Consider the following 24,573-nt stretch of genomic DNA (forward strand, 5'->3'; position numbering starts at 1 on the left):
CCGAACAGGTTCCATTGTCCCCCAGTCAATATTCCGGAGGAAAGACCATGGACTATCGCTCTACGAAAGCTGGCGTCTTTGCTGTCGCACTGAGCTTTGGCTTTGTACCGGTCGCCACCGTGTTCGCGGCTTCCCCCGATCCGGTCAAAGCCGAGCATGGAATGGTCGTTACGGCGCAACATTTGGCGTCGCAAATTGGGGTGGATGTGCTCAAAGGTGGTGGCAATGCAGTGGATGCTGCTGTTGCTGTCGGCTATGCGCTGGCTGTCGTCTATCCGACGGCGGGTAACATCGGCGGCGGGGGCTTCATGACCATCCGTCTCAAGGACGGCAAGACGACCTTTCTCGACTTCCGCGAACGCGCTCCGCTTGCCTCGACCAAGACCATGTATCTCGACGACAAGGGCAACATGGTCAAGGGCCTGAGCACCGATGGTTATCTCGCTGTGGGCGTGCCTGGCTCTGTCCTTGGCTTTGAGACCGCCCGGACGAAATATGGCACCAAATCGCGCGAAGAACTGATGGGCCCGGCGATCCGGTTCGCCCGTGACGGCTTTGTGCTCGATCAGGGTGATGTTGCGTCGCTGCAAAATGGCGCCAAGAAACTTGCCAAGGACAAGACTGCCGCCGAAATCTTCCTGAAGCCGGATGGCAAGACTTATGCGATCGGCGAAACACTGGTTCAGTCTGATCTCGCCGCAACGCTTTCGGGCATTTCGGAGAAGGGACCGGATGCTTTTTACAAAGGTGCAACAGCCGATGCCATCGTGAAAGCCGGCGCGTCGACCGGCGGCATTTTGGCAAAGGCCGATTTCGAACAATATTCCGTACGCGAACTTGAGCCGGTCAAATGCAATTACCGCGGTTATGACATTGTCTCATCGCCTCCACCGAGTTCCGGTGGCGTCATTATCTGTGAGATCCTGAATGTTCTCGAAGGTTATCCGCTCGGCTATCTCGGTTATGGTTCTGCCGAGACTGTTCACGCGATGGTCGAGGCCATGCGTCATGCCTATGTCGACCGCAACACATCGCTTGGAGATCCGGATTTCGTCGACAATCCTGTGAAGAAATTGCTCGACAAGCAGTACGCCAAGGAAATCCGCGAGAAGATCAGCCCATTCAAGGCCGGCGTATCGCAAGAACTGATGCCGAAGGGCTTTGGCGAAAGTAAAGAGACCACGCATTATTCCATTGTTGACGACGAGGGCAACGCAGTGGCTGTGACTTACACGCTCAACGGCTCCTTCGGCGCGGGTGTCGTTGCTCCCGGAACAGGTATATTACTCAATAATGAGATGGACGATTTCACGGCCAAGCCTGGTGCGGCCAATCTCTATGGGCTGGTGCAAGGAGAAGCCAATGCTATCCAGCCGAAGAAGACACCCCTGTCCTCGATGAGCCCAACCATTATCTCGAAAGACGGCAAGCCTTTCATGGTCATTGGCAGCCCGGGCGGGGCGCGCATTATCACGATCACGCTAGAAGCGATCATCAACGTCATCGACCATGGCATGAACATCCAGGAAGCAATCGACGCGCCGCGCATCCATCACCAATGGCTGCCCGACAAGGTCTATATGGAGCCCTATGCCCTCTCATCTGACACACGCAAAATCCTCACCGAGATGGGCCACGATGTCGAGATAGACAAGAGCTGGACGATCTGGGGACAGGCAGCCGGTATTCTTGTCGGCGGTGAAAGCCTGGCCGACATTGAGAAGGGCGGCGGCGCCCGCTACAACGGCGCAATGGACAGCCGGTCAGGGTCTGGAGAGGCGTTGGGTTATTGATCGGCAAAGCGCTCTGTGCGTGGTTCGACAAGCTCGCCATGAGGGACGTGATTTGATTGCAAAGTGAGCTATCCGAGCAGGGTCGCGCACTGCAAAACCCCATTCTCCCTCATGGTGAGCCCCGTCGAACCACGCACGATAGCCGTGCAGCACAACTTTCTGCCTCACAGACTGAAGTCAACCATCCGGCTGCGCAGCTGCTGGATGGTTTCGGCATCGGCATTGGCAAATGCAAAACGCAGGAATTGGGTGTGTTTTGCACCAAAATACTCGCCGGGAATGCTCAAAATCCCGGCTTTTTTGGCGAGGTGCTCGGCCACCTCGGTCGACGAGCGGCTTTCGAAAGGATGACGGACAAAGGCAAAATAAGCGCCGATGGCCTCTAGTTTCCAACCACCGAGATCCTTCATGACCTCCCGCAATGCCTTTGCTCGCAGGTCGATTTCGTGCCGGTTTCCGGCGCGCCATTCGATGAGTGCCGGCAGGGCCCGCGCAACTGCGCCCTGAGCCGCTCGCGGCGCACAGATCTGCAGATTGTCCATGATCTTGGCGACCTCGTCCACGACGTTCTCACCTGCTGTGAGCGCCCCGAGCCGGTGTCCCGGAATGCAGAACGATTTGGAAAAGCTATAGAGCTGGATCAGATTGTCCTGCCAGTTCTTTTCGCCGAGAAGGAAATGCGGCGCACCCGCGCCCTCGGGCAGAAAATCGCGGTAGGTCTCATCGAGGATCAGCCAGATGCCGTTTTTTTGGCAGATGTCAAAGACCGCCTTCAGCCTTTCGGGAGGATAAATAGCGCCAGTGGGATTGTTCGGAGTAACGAGGGCAAGGGCACGCACGTGAGGAGTCAGCGCGCGCTCCACGGCTTCGAGCGTCGGTACGAACCCATTGGCGGAGTCGCAGGCGACGAAACCCGTCTCGATGCCGAGCATCGACAAAGTCGTTTCATGGTTGAAATAGAACGGATCGCTCATCAGCACCGTATCACCCGCCGCAGCAACAGCCATCACTGCGCACATAAACGCCTGGTTGCAGCCTGATGTGATGTGGATGTTGCCGCCACCCACTTTCGCACCGTAGACCTGTGACACGTGTGCCGCATAAGCTTCGCGCAGCGAAGTTTCACCCTCGATTGCACCATAATTGGTGTAGGCAAGCGATGACGCAGCTTCGCCCAGCCAACGCAGCATATCCGGATGCGGCGGGTAACCGGGAACGGCCTGCGACAGATCGATCAACGGGCCAAGGCTACCATCATAGGATTTGCCCCAGGCCTGCACCGCTGGTATCGGCGGGGGCGACAAACGGGTGACCAGCGGATTGAGTAAAGCGGAAGTCATGGAATATCCTATCGAATATCGATTTTCGCGCGGCGTTTCAGGGCGCGATCCAGCCGTTTCGGGCGTGTCGTTGGGATGGATGGAGGGCTGGCCAGACGCTCCTGAGCACTAACCTTGCCATTGCGCGGACGGATGATACGCCGCGCCGAGGTTTGCGGTTCGGTGATTGTATCTGTCTCCAGCGAGGCAAACAGCCAGTCGATGAAAACCTTGACTATCGGCGCGTTGCGCACCTCATTGCGGCAGGCAACGTAGAAAGCATTGTTTGCCGGCACAGTGAGGTCGAACGGGACAATCAGCTCGCCCTTGGCAATGAGATGGCTTGCGGTGATGGTATCGCCCAGTGCAACGCCCTGGCCGTAGACTGCCGCTTCCGTCGAGAGCCGAGCGTCGCTCATGAAGTGCTGCGCGCCTCGGGCGTGCTCGGTTGCGTCGGCTGCAGCCAGCCAAGTGTTCCATTCACGGCCATCGTCGCCATGCAGGAGCACGTGATTGCGCAGATCGCGTACGGAGCGAAGAGGCCGCATGTTGAGCAGCGTCGGACTTGCGACAGGAAACAGCTTCAGCGTCGTCCAGAGCCTTATCCAACAGTCGGCCCAATTGCCATGGCCATAGAGCACGCAGACATCGACATCCGAAGAGTGCAGATGATCCGACTCGTTCGACGCAATCAGCGTCAGCCTGATATCCGGATACTGCTCGGTGAACTGGTTCATGCGCGGGATGAGCCAAAGCGAAAGCAGCGCTGGCACGCAAGTCACCGTGAGTTCGCCGCTTGTCGTGGGACGTTTGATCAGCGCAGTCGTCGCAGCAATATCCTCGAATGCTTTTGATACCGTCGGCAAGAGGAGCGCCCCTTGGGGCGTAAGCTTGAGACGTTGAGCGCCACGTTCGAACAGCTGGACATCAAGAGTGGCCTCCAGCGCTTTTATCTGATGGCTGATGGCGCCGTGTGTAACATTAAGTTCACGCGCTGCGGCCGTTACAGAGCCATGTCGTGCTGTCGCCTCGAAGGCGCGCAACGGGTTCAGCGGGGGCAAGCGGCCTTGCGTCATAGGATTTCAATAGCTGCCAATTGTCGGAAAGTCATGTGAGATTTATTCACACAATAAGCTATAACAATGTCAATTGCTTTTCTGTGCCTTTTGCACCGATAATACGCTTAACGAGGCAAAAATGCCCGGGGAACAGACACCGACGGATAGCCACCCGCAACACACGCCGAATCCGTTTATCCCCGCGCACTTAGGACATTGGGATACTTGTCATGGCATCTTGGGATGAGAAAAAGCTGAACGAACTGCGCGCGAAATATGGGGAAAGCCATGGCGGTGAGTTGTTTGATCCGACATTCCGCAAGGTCGCAGACAAGATCTTTTCAAAAAGCGGTACGCGCCTTGCACCGTATGCGGGCATGCCGACCTTTCTGACCGCCCCTCACATGCCGGTCGACTCCAGCAATCCCGATTTCGGTAATCTCCAGGTCGCCATGGTTGGCGTGCCGATGGACCTCGGCGTAACTAATCGCACCGGCTCGCGCTTCGGCCCGCGGGCGCTGCGGACCATCGAGCGCATCGGTCCGTACAATCACGTTCTCGAATGCGCGCCGGTATTCGACCTGCGCGTTGCAGATATTGGCGACGTGCCTTTTGCCAGCCGTTACAGGCTCGAGCAGAGCCATGATGACATCGAACGTCGCATCAACCAGATCGTCGATGCCGGTGTTGTACCACTTTCCGTAGGCGGCGATCATTCGATTACCCATCCGATCATGAAAGCTGTCGGCAAGAAGCGCCCGGTGGGCATGATCCATATTGACGCGCACTGCGATACGGGAGGCGCCTTCGACCAGACCAAATTCCATCATGGCGGTCCCTTCCGCAATGCGGTCCTCGACGGCGTGCTCGATCCGAGCCGTACTATCCAGATCGGCATTCGCGGCTCGGCGGAATATCTGTGGGAATTCTCCTACGAATCCGGCATGACCGTCATTCATGCGGAAGAAGTAACCGGTCTCGGCATCCCCGCTATTATCGAAAAGGCGAGAAAAATCGTCGGCGACGGTCCGACTTACCTTTCCTTCGACGTAGACAGCCTCGATCCGAGTTTTGCACCGGGCACTGGTACTCCGGAAGTCGGCGGCCTGACAACGCGCGAAGTGCTCGAACTCATACGCGGCCTCAAGGGTATCGATCTCGTCGGCGGTGACGTCGTGGAAGTTGCACCCCAATATGACGCCACGACGAACACCGCCCATGCGGGCGCCCAGGTCCTGTTCGAAATCCTCAGCCTGATGGTATTCAGCCCGTTCGTTCAGGGCCAGCGCTGATGCATCCGGAATTACGCAACCAACGAATGATGAGGCGGTAAATGGCATAAAGCCGGATTGTTCTCGTCAATCACAATAACAACGAAGGGGAATAAAATGACAATCTACAAGACACTGCGAGCATCCTTTGCCGCCCTGCTGCTGATCAGCGGCGCGAGCATAGGTGTGGCCAATGCCGATGCGATCGATGACATCACCAAGGCGGGCGTCCTCAATGTCGGCGTCTTTGCCGACTTCCCGCCCTTCTCTTCCGCCAGCGCCGACATGACGCTTAAAGGCTATGATATGGATGTGGCCCAGGCCCTGGCCGATGCGTTGAAGGTAAAGCTCAATCCGGTTCCGGTAACCGGTCAGAACCGCATTCCTTATCTTACGGAACGTCGCGTCGACCTTCTGATGAGTGTCGGTTACAGCAAGGAGCGCGAACAGGTCATCGACTTCGCAGCCGCCTACGCGCCCTACTACATCGCCGTCATCGGTCCGAAGGCACTTGAAGTGAAGAACAAGGACGACCTTGCCGGCAAGAGCATTGCCGTCAATCGTGGTACGTTGGAAGACACGTCGCTGACCGAGGTGGTTCCGGCTTCTGCCGACGTCAAGCGCTTCGACAACTACAACTCAGTGATCCAGGCTTTCATTTCCGGCCAGACTCAACTCATGGTAGTCGGCAATGACGTCGGTGCACAGGTTCTTGCCCGTCAGGAAGCCTTGGCTCCCGAGCAGAAATTCCAGCTGCTGACATCGCCGTCGCACATTGCCCTCAACAAGAAAGAGGATCGCCTCAAGCAGGCCATCAACGACACCGTGGCCAAGATGCTGAGCGATGGCAGCCTGAGCAAGAGCTCGGAAGCCTGGCTGAAGACACCGCTCAATCCTGAAAACCTCAAGGATTGATCTGTGGGCTATGCGCTCGACTTCGGCTGGCTGAATGGCGCGATCGGCATGATCGCCAGCGGCGCGGCGATGACGATCTTCCTGATCGCTGTCACCACCGTCGCTGGCGTCATCCTGAGCATATTCGGGGCTGCAGCCAAACGCAGCCGCTATCCCATCTTGCGCAAGGCCATCGGGGCATATGTCGAGCTCATCCGCAACACGCCATTTCTGGTGCAGCTCTTCTTCATCTTCTTTGGGCTCCCGCGGTTCGGCATTCGCCTTGATCCTGTCATCGCCGCCATGCTGGCGATGACGCTGAATATGACTGCCTATACCACCGAGATCGTTGGTGCCGGACTCGATGCCGTACCCAAAGGTCAAAGGGAAGCCGCGGCGGCGCTGGGTCTGCCAGCGTGGCTCGTCTTCATCAAGATCGTGCTGCCGCAGGCGCTGAAAGTCATCTTCCCGGCGCTGACCAGTCAAATCATCATCATGATGCTGGAGTCTTCGGTTGTCTCGCAAATTGCGGTGCGCGAACTCACCTACGAGGCGGATATGCTGCAGGCACGAACGTTCCGCGCCTTCGAGACGTACTTTGTCGTGACTATTGTCTACCTCGGTATGAGCATCGGCTTGCGCAGGCTCCTGTTCGCAACGGGACGACGGGCGATTGCCGGAGGCATGGCATGATCGAATTCACGTTCTGGGACATATTGCGCAATCTCCTGCTGGCAGCCCGCTGGACGGTCCTGCTGTCCATCGTGGCCTTTGCCGGAGGCGCGATTGCCGGATTGACGATCCTCTTGCTCCGCATCTCCAAGCGGCGCTGGCTGCGTCGTGCGGCTGAATATTACATCGGCCTCTTCCAGGGAACGCCGCTGCTGATGCAGCTCTTCCTGCTGTTCTTCGGCCTGCCACTGCTAGGCTTCCGTATCGAGGCATGGACGGCCGCAGTCGTCGGGCTGACGCTCTGCGCAAGTGCCTACCTCGCCGAAATCTGGCGCGGCGGCGTGCAAGCATTGCCAAGCGGCCAGTGGGATGCGGGAAGCAGTCTCGGCCTGCATTACATAGCGCAGCTGCGCCTCATCATCCTGCCGCAAGCCTTCGCGATTACGCGGGCGCCGACCGTCGGCTTTCTGGTGCAGCTGATCAAGAGCACTGCACTGACCTCGATCATCGGTTTCGAAGAACTGGTCCGAACCTCGAATGCCATCAACAATGCAACATTCGAACCTTTTACGGTCTATGGGCTGGTAGCGCTGATCTATTTTGTTCTGTGCTATCCGCTGACGCGCTATACAAAGATATTGGAGCTCCGAACCGCTCGTCAGCATTGAACAACAGCTCGATATTAGACAAAAACAGAAGTGGGAATCGGCCAGCAAACTGGCTTTCAAAAAGGAGATACGACAATGGACACTTTTCTGAAGACGGGCGTCAGCCGCCGCGCGGTACTTGGTGCGGGCGTGATGGGCGCCGCCATCCTTGCCATGCCAAACATCCTGCGTGCGCAGGACAAGTCGTTGAAGGTCGGCGTCTATGGCGGCTATTTCAAAGACTCCTTCGACAAGAACATCTTTCCGGAATTCACCAAAGCAACCGGCATCGCTATCGAATCCGTGGCCGAACCAACGGGCGAAGCCTGGCTGGTCCAGCTTGAGCAGGCCGCAAAAGCTGGCGCCGCCCCCGCAGATGTTTCAATGATGTCGCAAGTGGCAATGCTGAAGGGTCAGACGACCAAACTGTGGACGCCGCTCGATTTGGCAAAGATTCCGAATTCAAAGAACCTCATTGACCGCTTCGTCAACAAGTACCCTGATGGTTCCGTCGCGGGTATCGGCGCGGTCTCATGGTACATCACGCTCGTTACCAACACCGATGTCTACAAGGAAGCGCCGACGTCGTGGGCAGTCTTCTGGGACAAGGCGAACGCCGACAAGCTCGGACTGCTCGCACTTGTATCGAACTCATTCCTGCTGGAAGTGACTGCAAAAACATTCTTCGGAGGCACCAACGCTCTCGATACGGAAGAAGGACTGCTGAAGGCCTTCGACAAGCTTGCAGAGGTCAAGCCGAATGTTCGCCTGTGGTACCGTGACGAGGCCCAGTTCGAACAATCGCTGAAGTCGGGCGAAATTCCGATGGGGCAGTATTACCACGACGTGACCGGCCTCGCTGCTTCCGAAGGGCATCCGGTTCGTTCCACCTTCCCCAAGGAAGGCGGCGTTCAGGACTCTGGCTGCTGGGCTCTGTCGCGTGCATCGAAGAAAGCCGACGAAGCACATATTTTCATCGACTACATGAGCCAGCCTGCCATTCAGGCAACGCTATCGCGCAAGGTTGGTACTTCGCCGACAGTGAAACGCGAGCTGCTCGATCTGAGCGACAAGGAATTCGCGGCGGTATCTTCCGATATCGAGCCGATCATTCCGCGCTATGACCTCTATACAACCAAGTCCGACTGGCTGAACCAGAAATGGACCGAGCTGATCGTCGGTTAACATTCGGCGCAAGCCCACCCTTTGCTTTGCCGCGAAGGGTGGGGCACAAAGCACCTAAGATACGGGGGACTTATGTCCGGACTGGTTTTGAACAACGTCAGCAAGCAATTTGGGACATTTACTGCGGTCGACAATGTGCATCTGTCGGTGCCGCACGGCACCTTTGTCTGCCTGCTTGGCCCATCCGGTTGCGGCAAGACCACGCTGTTGCGCATAATTGCCGGACTTGAAGACCCCACGAACGGTACCATTCTCCTTGACGGAGCCGACATTACGGACGTCCCGACGCACAGGCGGAACCTTGGGATGGTGTTTCAATCGCTTGCGCTATTTCCGCATCTGAGTGTCGGCGAGAACATCGCTTATCCGCTGCGCATTCGCGGCGCAGCTCGCGAAGAGCAAAAAAAACGCGTCGATGAATTGCTCACCCTCATCCATTTGCCCGGCTATGGTGACCGGCCGGTGTCGAAGCTATCCGGTGGTCAGCGTCAACGCGTAGCTATCGCCCGGGCTCTGGCGCTGTCGCCAAAGATATTCCTGCTCGACGAGCCACTATCGGCCCTTGATGCGAAACTGCGCGAAGCCATGCAAGTGGAACTACGCCAGCTCCAGCAAAAGCTCGGGATCACAACCATCGTCGTCACCCACGACCAGCGCGAGGCGATGACCATGGCCGATACGGTCGTGGTCATGAATGGCGGACATATCAGGCAAGCGGCCCCGCCAATTGAAATCTATCGAAAGCCGGCCGACACCTTCGTTGCGGATTTCATCGGCTCGACCAACCTGATCGAAACCAAAGCAGACAGTTCAGGAGCTGCAACAATATTCGGGCAGCGGGTAACCGGTCTTGCGCTCCCCGCCGGCGCACAGAAAGCCACGATTTCGGTGCGCCCCGAAGACGTCCACCTGACAGCACCTGGAAACGGCGCCATCGACGGAACTGTTACTTTCGTCCGCGATCTCGGCGGCACCATTGAAACCTTTGTCGAAGCGGGCGGCCAGCAAATCGTTGCTGTATCGACCCCGCGCGAACGCCCCGAGGTCACTGCGGGCCAAGCCGTCGGCATCGTTCTGTCCCCGGATGTCTGCGTGGTGCTGAAACAATGAAGCGCGAGCCGCCGCAATCGATCGCCGATTATGGGCCCCTGTTCTTTCCTGCCGGCATGCTGCTCATTTTCTTCGTCGTGCCTTTTGGCACGATGATTGCCGTCAGCTTCTTTCAGAGGCAGGAGGGCGGCTTCTATACTCCCGCATTCGTCTTCTCCAACTATGAGCGCTTCCTCAGCGCATTCTTCGGGGGCGTACTGGGCTTTTCACTTATGCTTGCGGTGACCGTTGCCATCTGCTGCGTCGTGCTAGCGCTGCCCTTCACGTACCTGCTTTCACGGCTTTCACGGCGCCTGCAGGTGATCTGGCTTGTGGGACTGCTCTCTGTGCTTTCCCTTTCCGAGGTGATCATTGGGTTTGCCTGGTCGACACTACTCTCGCGCACGGCGGGCCTCAGCAACCTATTTGTGAAGATCGGCCTTCTTGACCAGCCAGTCGCGCTGTTCCCGAGCTTCGGCGCTGTGCTGACGGGGATGGTCTATCAGGCCCTGCCCTACACGATCCTCGTGCTTTACCCCGCCATTGTCCGCCTCGATCCAACCTTGATGGAGGCGGCGCGAACACTTGGTTCCTCGCCCATCCGTGCCTTTTTCAATGTCCTGGTGCCTGCCCTGCGCAATACGATCATGGCGACGCTCATCATGGTTTTCATCTTCGCGCTCGGCTCATACCTGTTGCCGCAAATCCTCGGCCGGCCTCAACATTGGACACTCTCGGTCCTCATCACCGACCAGGCGATCTATCAATCCAATATGCCGTTTGCAGCAGCAATGGCGGTGTTCCTTGTCCTCGTTACGCTCGGCCTTGTCGCACTGACGTTGCTGATCGGCCGCAAGGGAGAAAAAGCGTGATCAGTTGGCTCAAGCGATTTTACTTCCTGATCATTGGGCTCTTCCTCAGCTTGCCGCTGATCGTCGTGGCTGGCGTATCGGTCAATGCAAAGCAGACTCTGGCGTTCCCGCCGCAGGGCTTTTCTCTCAGCTGGTATGGCGAAATCTTTGCCAATCCTGAATGGCGCAGCGCGCTCATTGCCTCAGTCGTTCTGGCAACAACTTCGGCCGCGCTCGCCGTCCTGATTGCCCTCCCGCTGTCGTGGTTTCTTTGGCGGCGCATCGCGCCGTGGGCGAACATTTTTCAGGTCCTTGGCATTGCGCCATTCACCCTGCCGCCGGTGATCACCGCGCTCGGGCTGCTGACTTTCTGGGCAACGACGGGTTTCTATGGCCAGCCGTGGACCGCGGTCATAGGACACGCGATCTTTTTCGTCACCCTGCCACTTGTAACCTTGTCGCTCGGCTTCTCCGCCATCGACCGTTCGTTTGTCGAGGCCGCGGCCACGATGGGCGCCAACGACAGAACCATCTTCCGCACTGTCGTACTACCACTGATCCTGCCCTATCTCGTATCAGGCTATGCATTCGCTTTCGTGTTGTCGCTCAACGAATATATCGTTGCGTACATGACCGTTGGCTTCACGCTGGAAACGCTGCCGATCAAGATTTTCAACGCTTTGCGTTATGGCTACACCCCGACAATGGCGTCCGTGACCATTCTTTTCGTTATCACGGCTGCAGTCATCTTCTCGTTGGTAGCGAAGTTCGGCGACCTGCCCAAGCTGCTCGGCGCAATGGCATCGGATGAACCATGATGCGTGTGGCAGCTCTGCAAATGCATTCGGTCTCCGGTGACGTGCAAGCCAATCTTGAGCGCATCGAACGAGCGGCTGTTGAAGCAGCTGGAGGCGCCGCTGAGCTTTTGATTGCGCCAGAACTCTGCATCACGGGTTATGGCGCCGGAGACGCAATCACCGCATTGGCGGAAACGGCGAATGGCGATCAGATCAAGGCGTTGCAGGCCATTTCGTCGGCGAATGGTATCGCCATTGTTGCGGGGTTTGCGGAGCGCGATGGAGCGGATATTTACAACAGCGCCGCATTTGTAAATGGCCACGCCGCACCTGCGATCTATCGTAAATCGCATCTTTACGGGGATTATGAGCGATCGCTCTTCAAGCCCGAGACGCCGGTTAATTGTATTGTCGAACTGGGCGGTCTAAGGCTCGGCATGCTGATCTGCTACGACGTGGAATTCCCCGAGAACGTCCGCCGGCTCGCCCTTGCGGGAGTTGACGGCGTCCTTGTACCGACGGCCCTGCCGGCCGGCCCATCAGGAACGTTCATCGCCAACCACATGATTCAGACTCGCGCCTTCGAGAACCAGATTTTTGTCGCCTACATCAACCATGCCGGTGCTGACGAGCGGTTTACCTTTGCCGGAAACTCACGAATTGCCGCGCCCGATGGCAGTCTTGTCGCGGCCTGCAGTGATGACACAGAACAGTTGATCTTTGCGGAGATCGATCCTGGCGCCTTCGCCGCGTCCATCACCGGCAATCCCTATCTCAAAGACCGGGGTCCAGCATGACCGAAATAGTCGAAACTGATGTCCTTGTGATTGGCGCGGGTATCGCCGGTGTGGGCGTCGCTGCCGCTCTCGCCGGCACCCACAAGGTCGCGATTCTTGAACGTGAAACCCAACCTGGATATCACTCGACGGGACGCTCTGCCGCCATCTTCCTTCCCAATTATGGCAATGACGTTATTCGCGGACTGAACAAGGCCAGCGCGCCGTTTTTTCAACAGCGCGATGTCGGCCTCTTTCCTGATCCGCTGCTGAACCCGCGTGGCTCGCTGACCGTCGCTGGCGAAGACGGCGTTGAGGCTTGCGAAGACTTTGTCCGCAATGGGCTTGGAGTAGAGGCGATTGATATCGATCGAGCCATCGGCATGGTTCCGATCCTTAATCGCGATCATATCAAGGCAGCATGCTACCAAGCGGACGCCTGGGACATCGATGTCAATGCTTTGCACCAGGGCTGGCTGCGGAAGGCAACGGCGCTCGGGGTTGAACTTTATACAAAATGCGAAGTTGTTGGCGCTAAGCATATTGCAGGTGAATGGCAGGTTGAAACGGATGTCCGCACATTCCGGGCCACGACCGTGGTCAATGCGTCGGGTGCCTGGGCAGATGTTACTGCTGGACTCTTCGGCGCTCGCCCGCTTGGACTAACACCCATGCGGCGGTCCATTGCAGTATTGCCCGCTCCCGACGGACATGACACCAGGGGCTGGCCACTCGTCGATGACGTCCATGAAGCCTGGTATATTAAGCCGGATGGGGGACGAATGTTCGTTTCACCCTGCGACGAAACACCAGTCGAGCCACATGACGCCTTCGTCGATGACATGATACTCGCCGAAGGCCTCTATCGTTTCGAACAAGCCGTTACCATACCAGTCACCCGTGTCGAGAGCAGCTGGGCGGGTTTGCGCACGTTTGCCCCCGACCGGACACCGGTAGCGGGATTCGACAGTGAGGTGGATGGTTTCTTCTGGCTGGCGGGTCAAGGCGGCTACGGGATTCAGACCTCCCCTGCCCTTTCGGCCCTTTCCGCAGCACTCATCGGGAGACAAGATCCCGAAAGAGCCGTCGAGCCGCTCCTCGCAAAACTATCGCCCGCCCGTTTCGACTGATCAGGCGAGAAGCGGCTGGCCGCCAAAGATCGCAGCCTGGTTCTCGAGTTCTGATCTGATGAAGTTACTCAAGACCCGGATGCGCGGCGTGCTGACGATATCCTCGTGGCAAATCAGCCAATAATCCCGGTTGAGATGCAGCTGCCTCGGCATGACCGGCACTAACTCGGGATATTTGCAGGCGATGTAGTAGGGCAGGATGCACAGTCCGAAACCTGATCGTGTCGCGCTGAGCTGCGCAAAGATGCTGGAACTCTGGTATGACGGGCGCAACCCCGGCAAGATCTCGCGCATGTAATCGAGGCCGGGCGTGAAGATCATGTCTTCGATATAGCCAATGAACTGGTGATTGGAGAGGTCTGACTGCTGCTTGATCTCCGGATGACGTGAGAGGTAGTCCTTCGATCCATAGATGAACAGGCGGTAGGGCATCAGCTTTTCCTGATGGTACGGGCCTGTCCGTGTTGCGTGCAGCGTTATCGACAAATCCGCCTCGCGCCGCGATAGCGACACGATCTGCTGGATCGTCACCATTTCAATGGAGAGACTTGGATAAGACTGCGCCATCAGCGGCAGCCGGTCAGCCAAAAAGAAATTGGCAAAACCTTCCAAGATGCTGAGGCGGACGACGCCACTGAGAGAAATCGTTCCCCCGGAAGCCTCGTTCTGGAATCGGTCGGCCTCGCGCTCCACTATTTCGGCAGACTCGATCAGCTTTTCGCCGAGTGCCGTCAGGATATAACCACGCGGATTGCGCTCGAACAGCCGTGCCGACAATGCTTCTTCCAGCCGGTCGATCCGCCTTGAAACAGTGACATGATTGGTGCGCAGCCTTCGCGCTGCAGTGGTCAATTGTCCGGTACGCGCAACCGCGAGAAAATATTGCAGATCGTCCCAGGTAAACTGCCGCATCGCCCTCTTTCAGCCTTGTACATTTTTGTACTTATTGTGTGCAAAAATAGGTGTTTGTGTACCTATTTGTCAATGTTAGAGTTTTTTGGACATCATGGTTGCCGGTCGGAAGAAACAGCGCAATCATAGGGGTGAATATTGTCCGGCTTGGGAAGCCAAAGCTGGATTGAGGAGGATAAACAACCGGCGGGATGCGGGCGGGATCGCGGCATCTCTATCGACGTTTTCAATTTGAACCGTTCCGTCCGCGACAGCCATCATGCGATGATCCTGTGAGCGGTCATTCTTTGGGAGGAGATACGAATGAAGTTACTAGCAATTGCAACTGCTGCCCTCATGGCAACCGCGGTCATTCCTGCAGCAAGCGCCGAGATTTCCGATGGCAAGGTCAAGATCGGCATATTGAACGATCAGTCTGGCGTATATGCAGACTTTGGCGGCAAGTGGTCTTACGAAGCGGCAAAGATGGCGGCCGAAGATTTCGGCGGCAAGGTGCTTGATGCGCCGATTGAAATCATCACAGCCGATCACCAGAACAAACCGGACATCGCCTCCAATATCGCCCGCCAGTGGTACGACACCGAACAGGTCGACTCCATCATGGAACTGACGACTTCCTCGGTGGCGCTTGCCGTTCAGGGCATTTCCAAAGAGAAAAAGAAGATCGACCTCGTGACTGGAGCCGCCACGACGGAGCTGACAGGCAAACAATGCTCACCCTACGGTTTCCATTGGGCCTATGACACCCATGCGCTTGCCGTCGGTACCGGCGGTGCATTGGTCTCGCAGGGTGGCGACAGCTGGTTCTTCCTTACTGCGGATTATGCGTTCGGCTATTCGCTGGAGGAGCAAACTGCCAAATTCGTCACCTCCAAGGGTGGTAAGGTCGTCGGATCCGTACGTCATCCACTCGCGACGACAGATTATTCCTCATTCCTGCTGCAGGCTCAGTCGTCTGGTGCCAAGGTCATTGGTCTCGCCAACGCCGGGCTCGACACCGCCAACGCCATCAAGCAGGCGGCTGAATTCGGTATCGTCTCAGGCGGTCAGCGCCTCGCAGCGCTACTGTTCACCCTTTCCGAGGTGAATGGTCTCGGCCTTGAGGCGGCGCAAGGGCTGACTCTCACCGAAAGCTTCTATTGGGATCGCGACGATCAATCGCGTGAGTTTGGCCAGAAGTACTTCAAGCGCACCGGCCGCATGCCGAACATGATCCAGGCGGCGACATATTCCGGCGTCACGCAATATCTGAAGGCCATTCAAAAGGCAGGAACGGACGACACCGAAAAAGTCGCGGCAGCGATGCACGAAATGCCGGTCGACGACGTTTTCGGGCGCGGTGCGAAGGTCGGTCCCAATGGCCGCCTGATCAGCGACGTCTATCTGATGGAAGTCAAAAAGCCGGATGAAAGCAAAGCGCCCTGGGATTATTACAAGGTTCTTGCCACTGTTCCGGGTGACGAAGCTTATATCAAGCCGGCCGAAAGCGGCTGCCCACTGGTTAAATAATGACTGTTTCGCTGAACGACACAGCGTTCGGGGGAGGACAATCCTCTCCCGGCGCCTCCGGAGGTCAAGATTCGCGGGTGGTGTTGTCGGCCCGTGGCCTGCGTCGTGATTTTGGCGGTTTCGTTGCCGTCAACAATGTCGATCTCGACGTGCATCACGCCAGGGTGCATGCGCTGATCGGGCCGAATGGTGCGGGCAAAACCACGGTGTTCAACCTTCTCACCAAATTTCTTCAACCGACGAGCGGTACGATCACGCTGCTCGACCATGACATCACAAAGACGGACCCGGCCAAAGTAGCGCGCATGGGTCTGGTTCGCTCATTCCAGATTTCCGCGGTATTTCCGCATCTTACCGTCCTCGACAATGTCCGCGTAGCCCTGCAGCGCCCGGGCGGTCTATCCACCCAGTTCTGGCTGCCTATGCAGGCGCTGAATCGACTGAACGAACGGGCGATGGAATTGATCGAAGCGGTGGGGCTGCAGGACGCACGCAAAAACCTCGCCGCCGACCTGTCCTACGGCCGAAAGCGTGTGCTCGAGATCGCTACTACGCTTGCGCTCGATCCAAAAGTGCTGCTGCTTGATGAGCCGATGGCCGGCATGGGCCACGAAGACGTGCACATCGTTTCCGATATCATTCGCGAGGTGGCAAAGGACCGCGCCATCCTCATGGTAGAGCACAATCTCAAGGTTGTCGCCGATCTCTGTGATCAGGTTACCGTCCTTCAGCGCGGCGAAATCCTCACCTCCGGCGATTACCTGACGGTCAGCCAGGACGAGCGTGTGCGCGTAGCCTATATGGGGACAGAACATGAGTAAGTCCCTGCTTTCCGTCCGTGACCTCCATGCCTGGTATGGCGAAGGCCACGCCTTGCACGGCGTCAACCTCGACATCCACCAGGGCGAGACGGTGACCTTGCTCGGCCGCAATGGTGTCGGCAAGACCACGACCCTGCGCTCCATCATGGGCATTATCCGGAAGCGAACCGGCACTATCACATTTGACGGCAAAGACATGATGCGCGTGCCGCTGCATCGCACCGCTCATACCGGCATCGGTTTCGTGCCGGAAGAACGCGGCATCTTCGCTACCCTGTCGGTTGATGAAAATCTCAATCTTCCGCCGATCGTGGCCAAGGGCGGCATGTCGATTGCCGAAATTTACGAACTTTTCCCGAACCTCAAGGAGCGGCGCAATAGTCCTGGCACCAAGCTTTCCGGCGGCGAGCAGCAGATGCTGGCAATTGCCCGAATTCTGCGCACAGGCGTCAAGCTGCTTCTTCTGGATGAACCGACAGAGGGCCTAGCGCCAGTCATCATCCAACGTATCGGCGAAGTGCTTGTGACGCTAAAACAGCGCGGCATGACCATTCTCCTGGTCGAACAGAATTTCCGGTTTGCCAGCAAGGTCGCTGACCGCTTCTATGTGGTCGACCATGGCAAGATAATCGACAATTTCCACGTCAAGGAGCTGCCTGATCGCATGACAATGCTCAACGAAGCGTTGGGAGTCTGACTATGACAATGATCTTCGGCGTCCCGGTCCAGGCCTTCCTCGGTCAGCTGCTCATCGGCCTGATCAATGGCTCATTCTATGCCATGCTCAGCCTCGGCCTCGCCATCATCTTCGGGCTGTTGCGCGTCATCAATTTCGCGCACGGCGCACAGTATATGGTCGGCGCTTTCGTCGGTTACCTTCTTCTGGCGGAGCTCGGCATCGGCTATTGGCCGGCCCTCATCCTGGCGCCCCTGGTTGTGGGCCTTGCCGGTGCTTTCATCGAGCGCGTAGCACTCTCACGGCTCTACAATCTCGACCACCTCTATGGTCTGTTGTTCACTTTTGGTCTGGCACTCGTGCTCGAAGGCACGTTCCGTTATTACTACGGTGCGGCAGGTCAACCCTACGCTGTGCCCTCCGCCTTGGCGGGGGGCTATAATCTTGGCTTCATGTTCCTGCCGAAATACCGCGCCTGGGTTGTCATTGCCTCGCTTGCCGTCTGCCTCGGAACCTGGCTGCTGATCGAAAAGACCCGGCTTGGCTCTTATCTGCGCGCGGCGACCGAGAACCCGACTTTGGTGCGCGCTTTCGGCATCAACGTGCCCCTGTTGTTGACGTTCACCTACGGTCTCGGCGCAGGTCTCGCAGGGCTTGCGGGTATCATGGCGGCGCCGATTTATCAGGTCAGTCCGCTCATGGGATCCAACATGATCATCGTCGTCTTTGCCGTAGTTGTTGTTGGCGGTATGGGATCAATCCTTGGCGCTATCATCACCGGCTATATGCTCGGTATTTTCGAAGGTCTGACCAAGGTGTTCTATCCAGAAGCATCCAGCATCGTCATCTTCGTCATCATGGCTATCGTCCTGCTCGTTAGACCCGCGGGCCTGTTCGGAAAGGATGTTTGACATGACGCAAGCGACCGTTACATCTGCACCAAAGCAACGCCTTTTAACGCTGGAAACGACGCTGATCCTGATCGGAATCATCGGGCTTGTTCTCGCACCTTTCTATTTTTATCCGGTATTCCTCATGAAGGTGCTTTGTTTCGCACTCTTCGCTTGCGCCTTCAATCTTCTCCTCGGCTACACTGGCATTCTTTCCTTCGGTCACGCCGCCTTTTTTGGCGGCGCTGCGTACTTCACAGCACATGCGGTCAAGGAATGGGGTCTTCCAACCGAACTCGGCATTCTTGTCGGTGTTCTCGGTGCAACGATCCTCGGGTTGATCATCGGCTTCTTCGCCATAAGGCGTCAGGGCATCTATTCGACGATGATCACGCTGGCACTCGCACAGATGTTTGCCTTTTTCTGTCTGCAGGCATCTTTCACCCATGGTGAAGACGGCATTCAGGGGGTCCCGCGCGGTTATCTGCTCGGGTTCATTGATCTCAATCAGCCGTTGAACATGTATTTCTTTGTGCTTGCCGTATTTCTCATTGGCATGTTCATCATCTGGCGCATCATCAATTCACCATTTGGCATGATCCTCAAATCCGTCCGCGAAAACGAGCCTCGTGCGATTTCGCTTGGCTATTCGGTCGCGCGTTACAAGCTCGCCGCCTTCGTCATGTCTGCCGCCTTGACCGGTCTTGCAGGTGGTTTGAAGGCGATCGTCTTCCAGTTTGCCACGCTCACCGATGTCAGCTGGCAAATGTCTGGCGAAGTCGTGTTGATGACTTTGCTTGGCGGCATCGGCACGTTGGTTGGACCGATCTTCGGTGCAGGACTTGTGGCCGCTCTGGAAAACTATCTCGCAACTTCGGAGTTTCCGGTCACGGTGATCACCGGCATCATCTTCATGGTGTGCGTGCTTGTGTTCCGGCGTGGCATCATCGGTGAGCTTTATGCTTCGCGCCTCGGCAAAAGACTCGAGAGCAAGCCGGACAACTGAAATGTCAACCTATGATTATATCGTTATCGGAGCCGGTACAGCCGGCTGCACGCTCGCCAATCGTCTCTCCGAAAACAGGGACGTCTCCGTGTTGCTGCTCGAGGCAGGCGGCAAGGACAATTATCACTGGATCCATATTCCCGTTGGCTACCTTTATTGCATCTCCAATCCGCGCACGGACTGGTGCTTCAGCACCGAACCAGAACCAGGCTTAAATGGCCGCTCGCTCAGTTATCCGCGCGGCAAGGTCTTGGGCGGCTGCTCTTCCATCAATGGCATGATTTATATGCGTGGCCAGGCGCGCGACTATGATTTGTGGCGACAGGACGGTTGTACGGGTTGGGGTTGGGATGATGTCCTCCCCTACTTCAAGAAGTCGGAGGATTACTATCTCGGCGCCGACGAATTCCATGGGTCGGGAGGCGAATGGCGCGTGGAGGAAGCGCGGTTGCATTGGGATATCCTCGATGCATTCCGCGATGCTGCCGAAGCTGCCGGCATCCCTCGCACGGAGGATTTTAATCGCGGCGATAATGAAGGCTCGTCCTATTTCAAGGTCAACCAGAAGCGTGGCATCCGCTGGAATACGGCAAAGGCCTTTCTTCGCCCTGCCTTGGGACGTCCCAATCTCAAGATTGAGACCGGAGCGCATGTGCGAAAACTGATCCTGAAGGATTTGACCGTCAAAGGCGTCGAATTCGAACAGGCCGGGACAATCCGTTCGGTCCAATGCCGGCGCGAGGTTGTCCTGGCTGCCGGTTCAATTGGCTCACCCCATATCCTCGAACTGTCCGGCATCGGTCGCGGCGACATCTTGCAGAGAGCGGGTATTGATACGGTACTGGAGCGCCGCGGCGTCGGCGAGAACCTGCAGGACCATCTGCAGCTGCGTTGTGCCTACAAGGTTACGGGTATTCCGACACTCAATGAGAAGGCCAATCGCCTTCTTGGCAAGGCAGCGATCGCGGTCGAATATCTCATCAGCAGGTCCGGACCCATGTCGATGGCGCCGAGCCAGCTTGGTGTTTTTACCCGGTCCGATCCCTCTTTTGAGACAGCCAATTTGCAATACCATGTGCAACCTCTCACCCTGGAAAAGTTTGGCGAAAACGTCCATCCCTTCCCGGCTTTTACCGCAAGCGTGTGCAATCTGCGTCCTGAAAGCCGGGGGTCCGTACACGTCAAATCGCCGGATTATCACTCGCATCCCGCGATCCAGCCGAATTATCTGACAACAGAGAGCGACCGCCGTGTCGCGGCGGATTCGATCCGCATCACGCGCAACATTGTGGCGCAAAAACCATTGCAGCGCTTTAAACCGGAAGAGTTCAAACCGGGCCCGCAATACCAGAACGAGGATGAACTGGTCGAAGCCGCCGGTGCCGTTGGCACGACCATCTTTCACCCCGTCGGGACCTGCCGCATGGGTTCTGACCCGGATTCGGTCGTCGATCCGCAATTGCGCGTGCGCGGCATTCAAGGTCTGCGTGTGGCCGATGCCTCGATCATGCCGTCGATTACCTCGGGCAACACCAACTCCCCAACAATCATGATCGCAGAAAAGGCCGCCGAGATGATCGCGAGGGGTTCGTAACTACCTTATCTGAAACGGCACGGTAAAACTTTGCCGCGACACATCAACTCCATCTGGCGCTGACGGTACTGGCGACGCCCGCCGAATGGTTTCAAGCACGCTCTGGTCTAACTGGGCCACGCCGGAGCTTCCGACGACACTTGCCGAAACGATGGCGCCATCATTGGTGACCACAAAGCGTATCCTGACGGTCCCCTGCCCTTCCGCACGGGCGCGATTTGCTCTTCGCGCCAGATAGGACTGCACCCTTGAGCGCCAAGTTTCCGACTGCCGCGCTGACGCTGCTCTCGAAACACTTGGCTGCTGTTTTGCTTCCCGCGGCGTTGCGTCCTGGACGGTCGCTGTGCTGACTTTCTTCGCAGGCTTGCGCACGACCTTCTCGGTAACCTGCTTCTTCGGAACGTCGGGCTTTTTCGGTGTTGGACGAACCACCGGAAGCGGCACTTCTGCCTTTGGTAGTTCCACGACCTCTTCGATCTGTTCTTCGGGCGGCTCGGTCACCTCTGGTTCCGGCAGGGGCTCTTCCGCCACCTCAGGTTCTGGCTGATCCGGAACCAGTTCTTCCACCGGATCAATTGGCTCGGGTTCGGGTTGCACGTCCGGGATAGGCTCGGGCGCTGCAGCTTCCTGTTCGATCACATCCGGCTTGATTGGCTCTGCTTCGGCCGGGGGCTCTTCCTTCACCGGTTCCGGCGCGGGCGGCGCCGGCAATGGCTCCATGTCGATCATCACTGCGACGGCAATATCGTTTGCTGGCGTCGCCGGTTGATAGTTCTGGATATACCATGCGGCGCCTGCATGAATACCGATCACCGCCAATCCTGCAACCGACCAAAGACCAACCTCACGCCAATCTGGACGCAGGAAACCTCTTCTGATTGCAGTTGGGTGATGCACTACTGTAGGCCTTCACCGGCGGGTGCGGGTCGAGAAGGAACGCTTTCCAGACCGACAAGCGCTATCTTGAGATAGCCCGTGTCGCGCAAGCCGTTCATCAGATCCATCAAGGCACCGTAGTCGACTGCCCGGTCTGCGCGAAGAAAGACCCGGGTTTCCTTGTCGCCCTGCGTGCGCTGATTAAGAAAACTGCCAAGGGTTTCACGCGAAATCGTTTCGTTGCCGACTGCGATGGATTTGTCTTCCTTGAGCGTCAGATAAAGCGGTTGCTCGGGGCGCGTCGCGGGCGTTGCCGTCGAGGCTGGCAGGTCGACATTGATATCGACAGTCGCCAGGGGCGCTGCCACCATGAAAATAATGAGCAGGACCAGCATGACATCAATGAACGGCGTCACGTTGATTTCATGATTTTCCTGGAGCTCGTCGTCCGACGCGCTATGCCTGATGCCACCAGCCATGATCGCTCCCCTACTCTGCAGCAGCGCGCGAGGTGTGGGCGGTCGCAGGCACCGTGGCAAAATCCACATCGCGGCTGACAAGACGCTCGACCCCCGCCGACGCATCGGCGAGCAACTGCCGGTAACCGGTGATAGACCGGGCGAAGACATTGTAGATCACAACCGCCGGAATAGCGGCGACGAGTCCAATCGCTGTGGCGAGAAGGGCTTCGGCAATGCCCGGCGCAACGACCGCCAAATTGGTCGTTTGGGACTCTGAAATGCCGATGAACGAATTCATGATGCCCCAAACCGTGCCGAAAAGCCCGACGAAGGGCGCAGTTGAACCGATGGTTGCAAGTACTCCCGTGCCGCGACTCATGCGGCGTCCTGCTTGAGCTTCGATGCGCGACAGACGCGAGGCGACGCGCTCCTTCAAACCATCGGCGCTTGTGTATCGTTGAACCTCACCGGAGAGACGCACTTCCTCGCGTGCCGCGTTGACAAGCGCTGCGCCCGGGCCGCCTCGGCCTTCGAGCGCCCGTTCGGCATCGTGCAGCGTGCGAGCATTGCCGATGGCGTTGAGTGCGCGATAGGCGCGCACTCTTGCTCCGGCAAGCTCAAGCGTCTTCGCCAGCCAGACAGTCCAAGTAATGAGCGAGGCGAAAGCGAGACCGATCATCACCGACTTGACCACCCAGTCCGCGGCCATGAACATGCCCCAGGGTGAAAGATTATGTGGCAGCGTTCCATTCGTCTGACCAGGTTGGCTCCCCTCCACTGGTGCAGTAGGCTGCATGATTGGCGGCTGGGTTATCTCCGGTTGCTGCACGGGCTGTGCTGCAACCTCGTTCTGAGGCGCCGGAGCCATATTGTTTTGTGCATAGGCGATTAATGCAGTCGGACCGCACACGACCAGCGCACATCCCAGAGCCCCTATTCTCAATACCGCAGCAAAATTGCCAGCTGTTGAATGCTTTTTGGGGGTTGGTCGCATCGCTCCGCAATCCTTCACTACATTCGCTGCAAACGGCCCTGGCTCGTCGATCAACCTGGCCTCCGTCGAGCGGCGCAATCTTCGGTTGGTAGCGGCTTAGTATTTATGACTAAAATAATCAACTATTTTTTGAATCGGGTGACGGGATGGTTTCGCTGATGAGGTTCATGAGGCAGATCGCCAGATGACGTCTCTAAAACTCTGGAGATCCCTGATTCAAGCCCGGCTCAGGCAGCCAGGCTTCACCGCGTTGTCAAGCACGGCGCCCAGATCTTTGATCGCATCACCAAAGAAATGGGACAGCACGACATTGACAACGACGTCACCGAGGCGGCTAAGACGATAGCCGACATATGGAGCGGTGGATTCGAATTCGAAGCGCGACTTCGTAGCGATAGCAATGGCTTATTGGAGCAAAGGAATTGCCCATGAATCGACCGCTCCGCCCCTTCCCAGACCTCGAACGTTGCAAGGTCGAGCGATGGCCAGCGCCGAAGTCGTCAATTCGCTCACTTGGATCCCAATTGCGCAGACCATGTTTCGTGCGGAGTTACTCATTTTCGGTGAAGTCAAGAATGATACTTCGGAGGAAGTCAAAAGCGCTTGCCAAATCCGTCTCTCCGAAATTGGTTCAGTTCGACACTAAATCGGCTCCAAATCATTTAAGGCTTATCGCTTTCAACGATCCGTCCGCCTCGATTGCTTCGATCGCGCTATTGAAGAGCTCGGCAAGTTGCTTGTCCTGCTTCCGCAAACCGATGCCCACACCTGGACCGAAAAGCCCGCCCGAAATTCTGGGGCCGTAGAGCACAGCCATCGCACCATCTTGGACTCCAGAAATGCCTTCCAGACAGAGTAATCTACCAGTCCACAGCCCAGAAAGGTGCTTTTTCCCGACCCGCTGCTTCCCAAGATGGAGATCACATCGCCGCGCTGCGCGGTCATGGAAATCCCTTTGAGGACCTCGAGCGTACCAAAGCGCTTCTTCAGATTTTTGACGCGCAGCGGGGCGTTGATGTCAGAAATGAGTGGCTGAAATTGACCGCTATCCGATTGCGTATGCACTGGAGACCCTCGTTTGTTTTTCGCGAAGATGCGACAGCAAACGCGAGGGTGCTTGCAGTAAATTGATGCAGCTGCGGGATCTGATCAGTAAATCATTGCGATGCTTTGCCCGGCCAGGCGCCGCGATACGCCACGGGGGTCGTACCCACTTCCCGGCGAAAGGCATTGGAAAAATGGCTTGAACTGGAGAAACCACATGACAGGGCGATATCGGTGACCGGCATCGAGGAATGGCGCAGAAAGTCCTTTGCCCGCTCGATCCTGCGCCGGATAATGAAGGCATAGGG

25 protein-coding genes and 1 pseudogene are annotated in these 24,573 nt (G+C 57.2%); 17 read left to right on the forward strand and 9 right to left on the reverse strand.

From position 1 onward, the window contains the following. The first annotated feature begins 47 nt into the window (after window positions 1-47). Entirely contained in the window at window positions 48-1,793 is a 1,746-nt protein-coding gene (ggt, locus tag C7476_RS23425) for a gamma-glutamyltransferase (RefSeq protein WP_114432269.1), read from the forward strand. Between the two features lie 164 nt (window positions 1,794-1,957). Here the strand turns inward: ggt and C7476_RS23430 are convergent, their stop codons facing one another. After that, on the reverse strand, window positions 1,958-3,133 hold the full coding sequence (locus C7476_RS23430; RefSeq protein ID WP_114432271.1) for an aminotransferase: 1,176 nt from the start codon (window positions 3,131-3,133) through the stop codon (window positions 1,958-1,960). Between the two features lie 8 nt (window positions 3,134-3,141). Then, window positions 3,142-4,188 carry a transcriptional regulator GcvA gene (gene gcvA / locus C7476_RS23435; protein WP_114432273.1) on the reverse strand — a complete coding sequence of 349 codons (1,047 nt, stop codon included), beginning with the start codon at window positions 4,186-4,188 and terminating at the stop codon, window positions 3,142-3,144. Window positions 4,189-4,400: 212 nt separating this feature from the next. On the opposite strand from gcvA, the gene speB reads away from it, so the two are divergent. The 10 genes from speB to C7476_RS23485 all read left to right on the forward strand — a co-directional run bounded on the left by speB (window position 4,401) and on the right by C7476_RS23485 (window position 13,482). After that, a complete protein-coding gene (speB, locus tag C7476_RS23440) occupies window positions 4,401-5,462 on the forward strand; it encodes an agmatinase (RefSeq protein ID WP_114432275.1) in 1,062 nt (353 codons plus the stop codon). 96 nt (window positions 5,463-5,558) lie between these two features. Next, on the forward strand, window positions 5,559-6,356 hold the full coding sequence (locus tag C7476_RS23445) for a transporter substrate-binding domain-containing protein (protein ID WP_114432277.1): 798 nt from the start codon (window positions 5,559-5,561) through the stop codon (window positions 6,354-6,356). A gap of 3 nt (window positions 6,357-6,359) precedes the next feature. Further along, entirely contained in the window at window positions 6,360-7,028 is a 669-nt protein-coding gene (locus C7476_RS23450) for an amino acid ABC transporter permease (protein ID WP_114432278.1), read from the forward strand. Then, the gene (locus C7476_RS23455) at window positions 7,025-7,675 is read left to right on the forward strand and encodes an amino acid ABC transporter permease (protein ID WP_114432279.1); all 651 of its coding nucleotides are present in this window, start codon (window positions 7,025-7,027) and stop codon (window positions 7,673-7,675) included. The genes C7476_RS23450 and C7476_RS23455 overlap by 4 nt, the downstream gene beginning before the upstream one ends. Before the next feature lie 75 nt (window positions 7,676-7,750). After that, window positions 7,751-8,839 (forward strand): ABC transporter substrate-binding protein, encoded by a 1,089-nt coding sequence (locus C7476_RS23460; protein ID WP_114432280.1) that lies wholly within the window; start codon window positions 7,751-7,753, stop codon window positions 8,837-8,839. Window positions 8,840-8,911: 72 nt separating this feature from the next. After that, window positions 8,912-9,949: an ABC transporter ATP-binding protein gene (locus C7476_RS23465; RefSeq protein ID WP_114432282.1), complete on the forward strand. Its 1,038-nt coding sequence runs from the start codon at window positions 8,912-8,914 to the stop codon at window positions 9,947-9,949. Beyond that, entirely contained in the window at window positions 9,946-10,800 is an 855-nt protein-coding gene (locus tag C7476_RS23470; protein WP_114432284.1) for an ABC transporter permease, read from the forward strand. The genes C7476_RS23465 and C7476_RS23470 overlap by 4 nt, the downstream gene beginning before the upstream one ends. Next, on the forward strand, window positions 10,797-11,597 hold the full coding sequence (locus C7476_RS23475; RefSeq protein ID WP_114432286.1) for an ABC transporter permease: 801 nt from the start codon (window positions 10,797-10,799) through the stop codon (window positions 11,595-11,597). The genes C7476_RS23470 and C7476_RS23475 overlap by 4 nt, the downstream gene beginning before the upstream one ends. Then, window positions 11,594-12,373, forward strand: a complete 780-nt coding sequence (locus C7476_RS23480) for a carbon-nitrogen hydrolase family protein (protein ID WP_114432287.1) — start codon at window positions 11,594-11,596, stop codon at window positions 12,371-12,373. The genes C7476_RS23475 and C7476_RS23480 overlap by 4 nt, the downstream gene beginning before the upstream one ends. Next, window positions 12,370-13,482: an NAD(P)/FAD-dependent oxidoreductase gene (locus C7476_RS23485; RefSeq protein WP_114432289.1), complete on the forward strand. Its 1,113-nt coding sequence runs from the start codon at window positions 12,370-12,372 to the stop codon at window positions 13,480-13,482. The genes C7476_RS23480 and C7476_RS23485 overlap by 4 nt, the downstream gene beginning before the upstream one ends. Here C7476_RS23485 and C7476_RS23490 read toward each other — a convergent pair whose 3' ends face one another. Further along, the gene (locus C7476_RS23490; protein WP_114432291.1) at window positions 13,483-14,394 is read right to left on the reverse strand and encodes a LysR family transcriptional regulator; all 912 of its coding nucleotides are present in this window, start codon (window positions 14,392-14,394) and stop codon (window positions 13,483-13,485) included. It lies immediately after the preceding gene. 303 nt (window positions 14,395-14,697) lie between these two features. Between C7476_RS23490 and C7476_RS23495 the strand changes: the two genes are divergently transcribed. The 6 genes from C7476_RS23495 to C7476_RS23520 are packed head-to-tail and all read left to right on the forward strand — an operon-like array spanning window position 14,698 to window position 20,890. After that, on the forward strand, window positions 14,698-15,903 hold the full coding sequence (locus C7476_RS23495; RefSeq protein ID WP_114432293.1) for an ABC transporter substrate-binding protein: 1,206 nt from the start codon (window positions 14,698-14,700) through the stop codon (window positions 15,901-15,903). Continuing rightward, window positions 15,903-16,724, forward strand: coding sequence for an ABC transporter ATP-binding protein (locus tag C7476_RS23500; protein WP_245426501.1), 822 nt, complete (start codon window positions 15,903-15,905; stop codon window positions 16,722-16,724). Before C7476_RS23495 ends, C7476_RS23500 begins: the two co-directional genes overlap by 1 nt. Next, a complete protein-coding gene (locus C7476_RS23505) occupies window positions 16,717-17,421 on the forward strand; it encodes an ABC transporter ATP-binding protein (protein WP_114432295.1) in 705 nt (234 codons plus the stop codon). Before C7476_RS23500 ends, C7476_RS23505 begins: the two co-directional genes overlap by 8 nt. 2 nt (window positions 17,422-17,423) lie before the next feature. After that, window positions 17,424-18,311 (forward strand): branched-chain amino acid ABC transporter permease, encoded by an 888-nt coding sequence (locus tag C7476_RS23510; protein WP_114432296.1) that lies wholly within the window; start codon window positions 17,424-17,426, stop codon window positions 18,309-18,311. Beyond that, a complete protein-coding gene (locus C7476_RS23515) occupies window positions 18,304-19,296 on the forward strand; it encodes a branched-chain amino acid ABC transporter permease (protein WP_114432298.1) in 993 nt (330 codons plus the stop codon). Before C7476_RS23510 ends, C7476_RS23515 begins: the two co-directional genes overlap by 8 nt. Window position 19,297: 1 nt before the next feature. After that, window positions 19,298-20,890, forward strand: coding sequence for a GMC family oxidoreductase (locus C7476_RS23520; RefSeq protein WP_114432300.1), 1,593 nt, complete (start codon window positions 19,298-19,300; stop codon window positions 20,888-20,890). On the opposite strand, the gene C7476_RS23525 is transcribed toward C7476_RS23520, so the two are convergent. The 6 genes and pseudogenes from C7476_RS23525 to C7476_RS23545 all read right to left on the reverse strand — a co-directional run. After that, window positions 20,891-21,703: an energy transducer TonB family protein gene (locus C7476_RS23525; protein ID WP_181872575.1), complete on the reverse strand. Its 813-nt coding sequence runs from the start codon at window positions 21,701-21,703 to the stop codon at window positions 20,891-20,893. Between the two features lie 83 nt (window positions 21,704-21,786). Then, window positions 21,787-22,245 (reverse strand): TonB system transport protein ExbD, encoded by a 459-nt coding sequence (exbD, locus tag C7476_RS23530; RefSeq protein ID WP_114432303.1) that lies wholly within the window; start codon window positions 22,243-22,245, stop codon window positions 21,787-21,789. A 10-nt stretch (window positions 22,246-22,255) separates the two neighbouring features. Continuing rightward, the gene (gene exbB / locus C7476_RS23535; protein WP_245426503.1) at window positions 22,256-23,221 is read right to left on the reverse strand and encodes a tonB-system energizer ExbB; all 966 of its coding nucleotides are present in this window, start codon (window positions 23,219-23,221) and stop codon (window positions 22,256-22,258) included. 658 nt (window positions 23,222-23,879) lie between these two features. Next, entirely contained in the window at window positions 23,880-24,038 is a 159-nt protein-coding gene (locus tag C7476_RS28345) for a type 2 periplasmic-binding domain-containing protein (protein WP_181872579.1), read from the reverse strand. 53 nt (window positions 24,039-24,091) lie between these two features. After that, window positions 24,092-24,247, reverse strand: a pseudogene (locus C7476_RS23540) (ATP-binding cassette domain-containing protein); the annotation flags it as partial. Between the two features lie 131 nt (window positions 24,248-24,378). Beyond that, window positions 24,379-24,573, reverse strand: a 195-nt coding sequence (locus C7476_RS23545; RefSeq protein WP_147274717.1) for a helix-turn-helix transcriptional regulator, incomplete at its 5' end; no start/stop codon positions are given.

Source organism: Phyllobacterium bourgognense, from assembly GCF_003337575.1.
Lineage (GTDB): Bacteria > Pseudomonadota > Alphaproteobacteria > Rhizobiales > Rhizobiaceae > Phyllobacterium > Phyllobacterium bourgognense.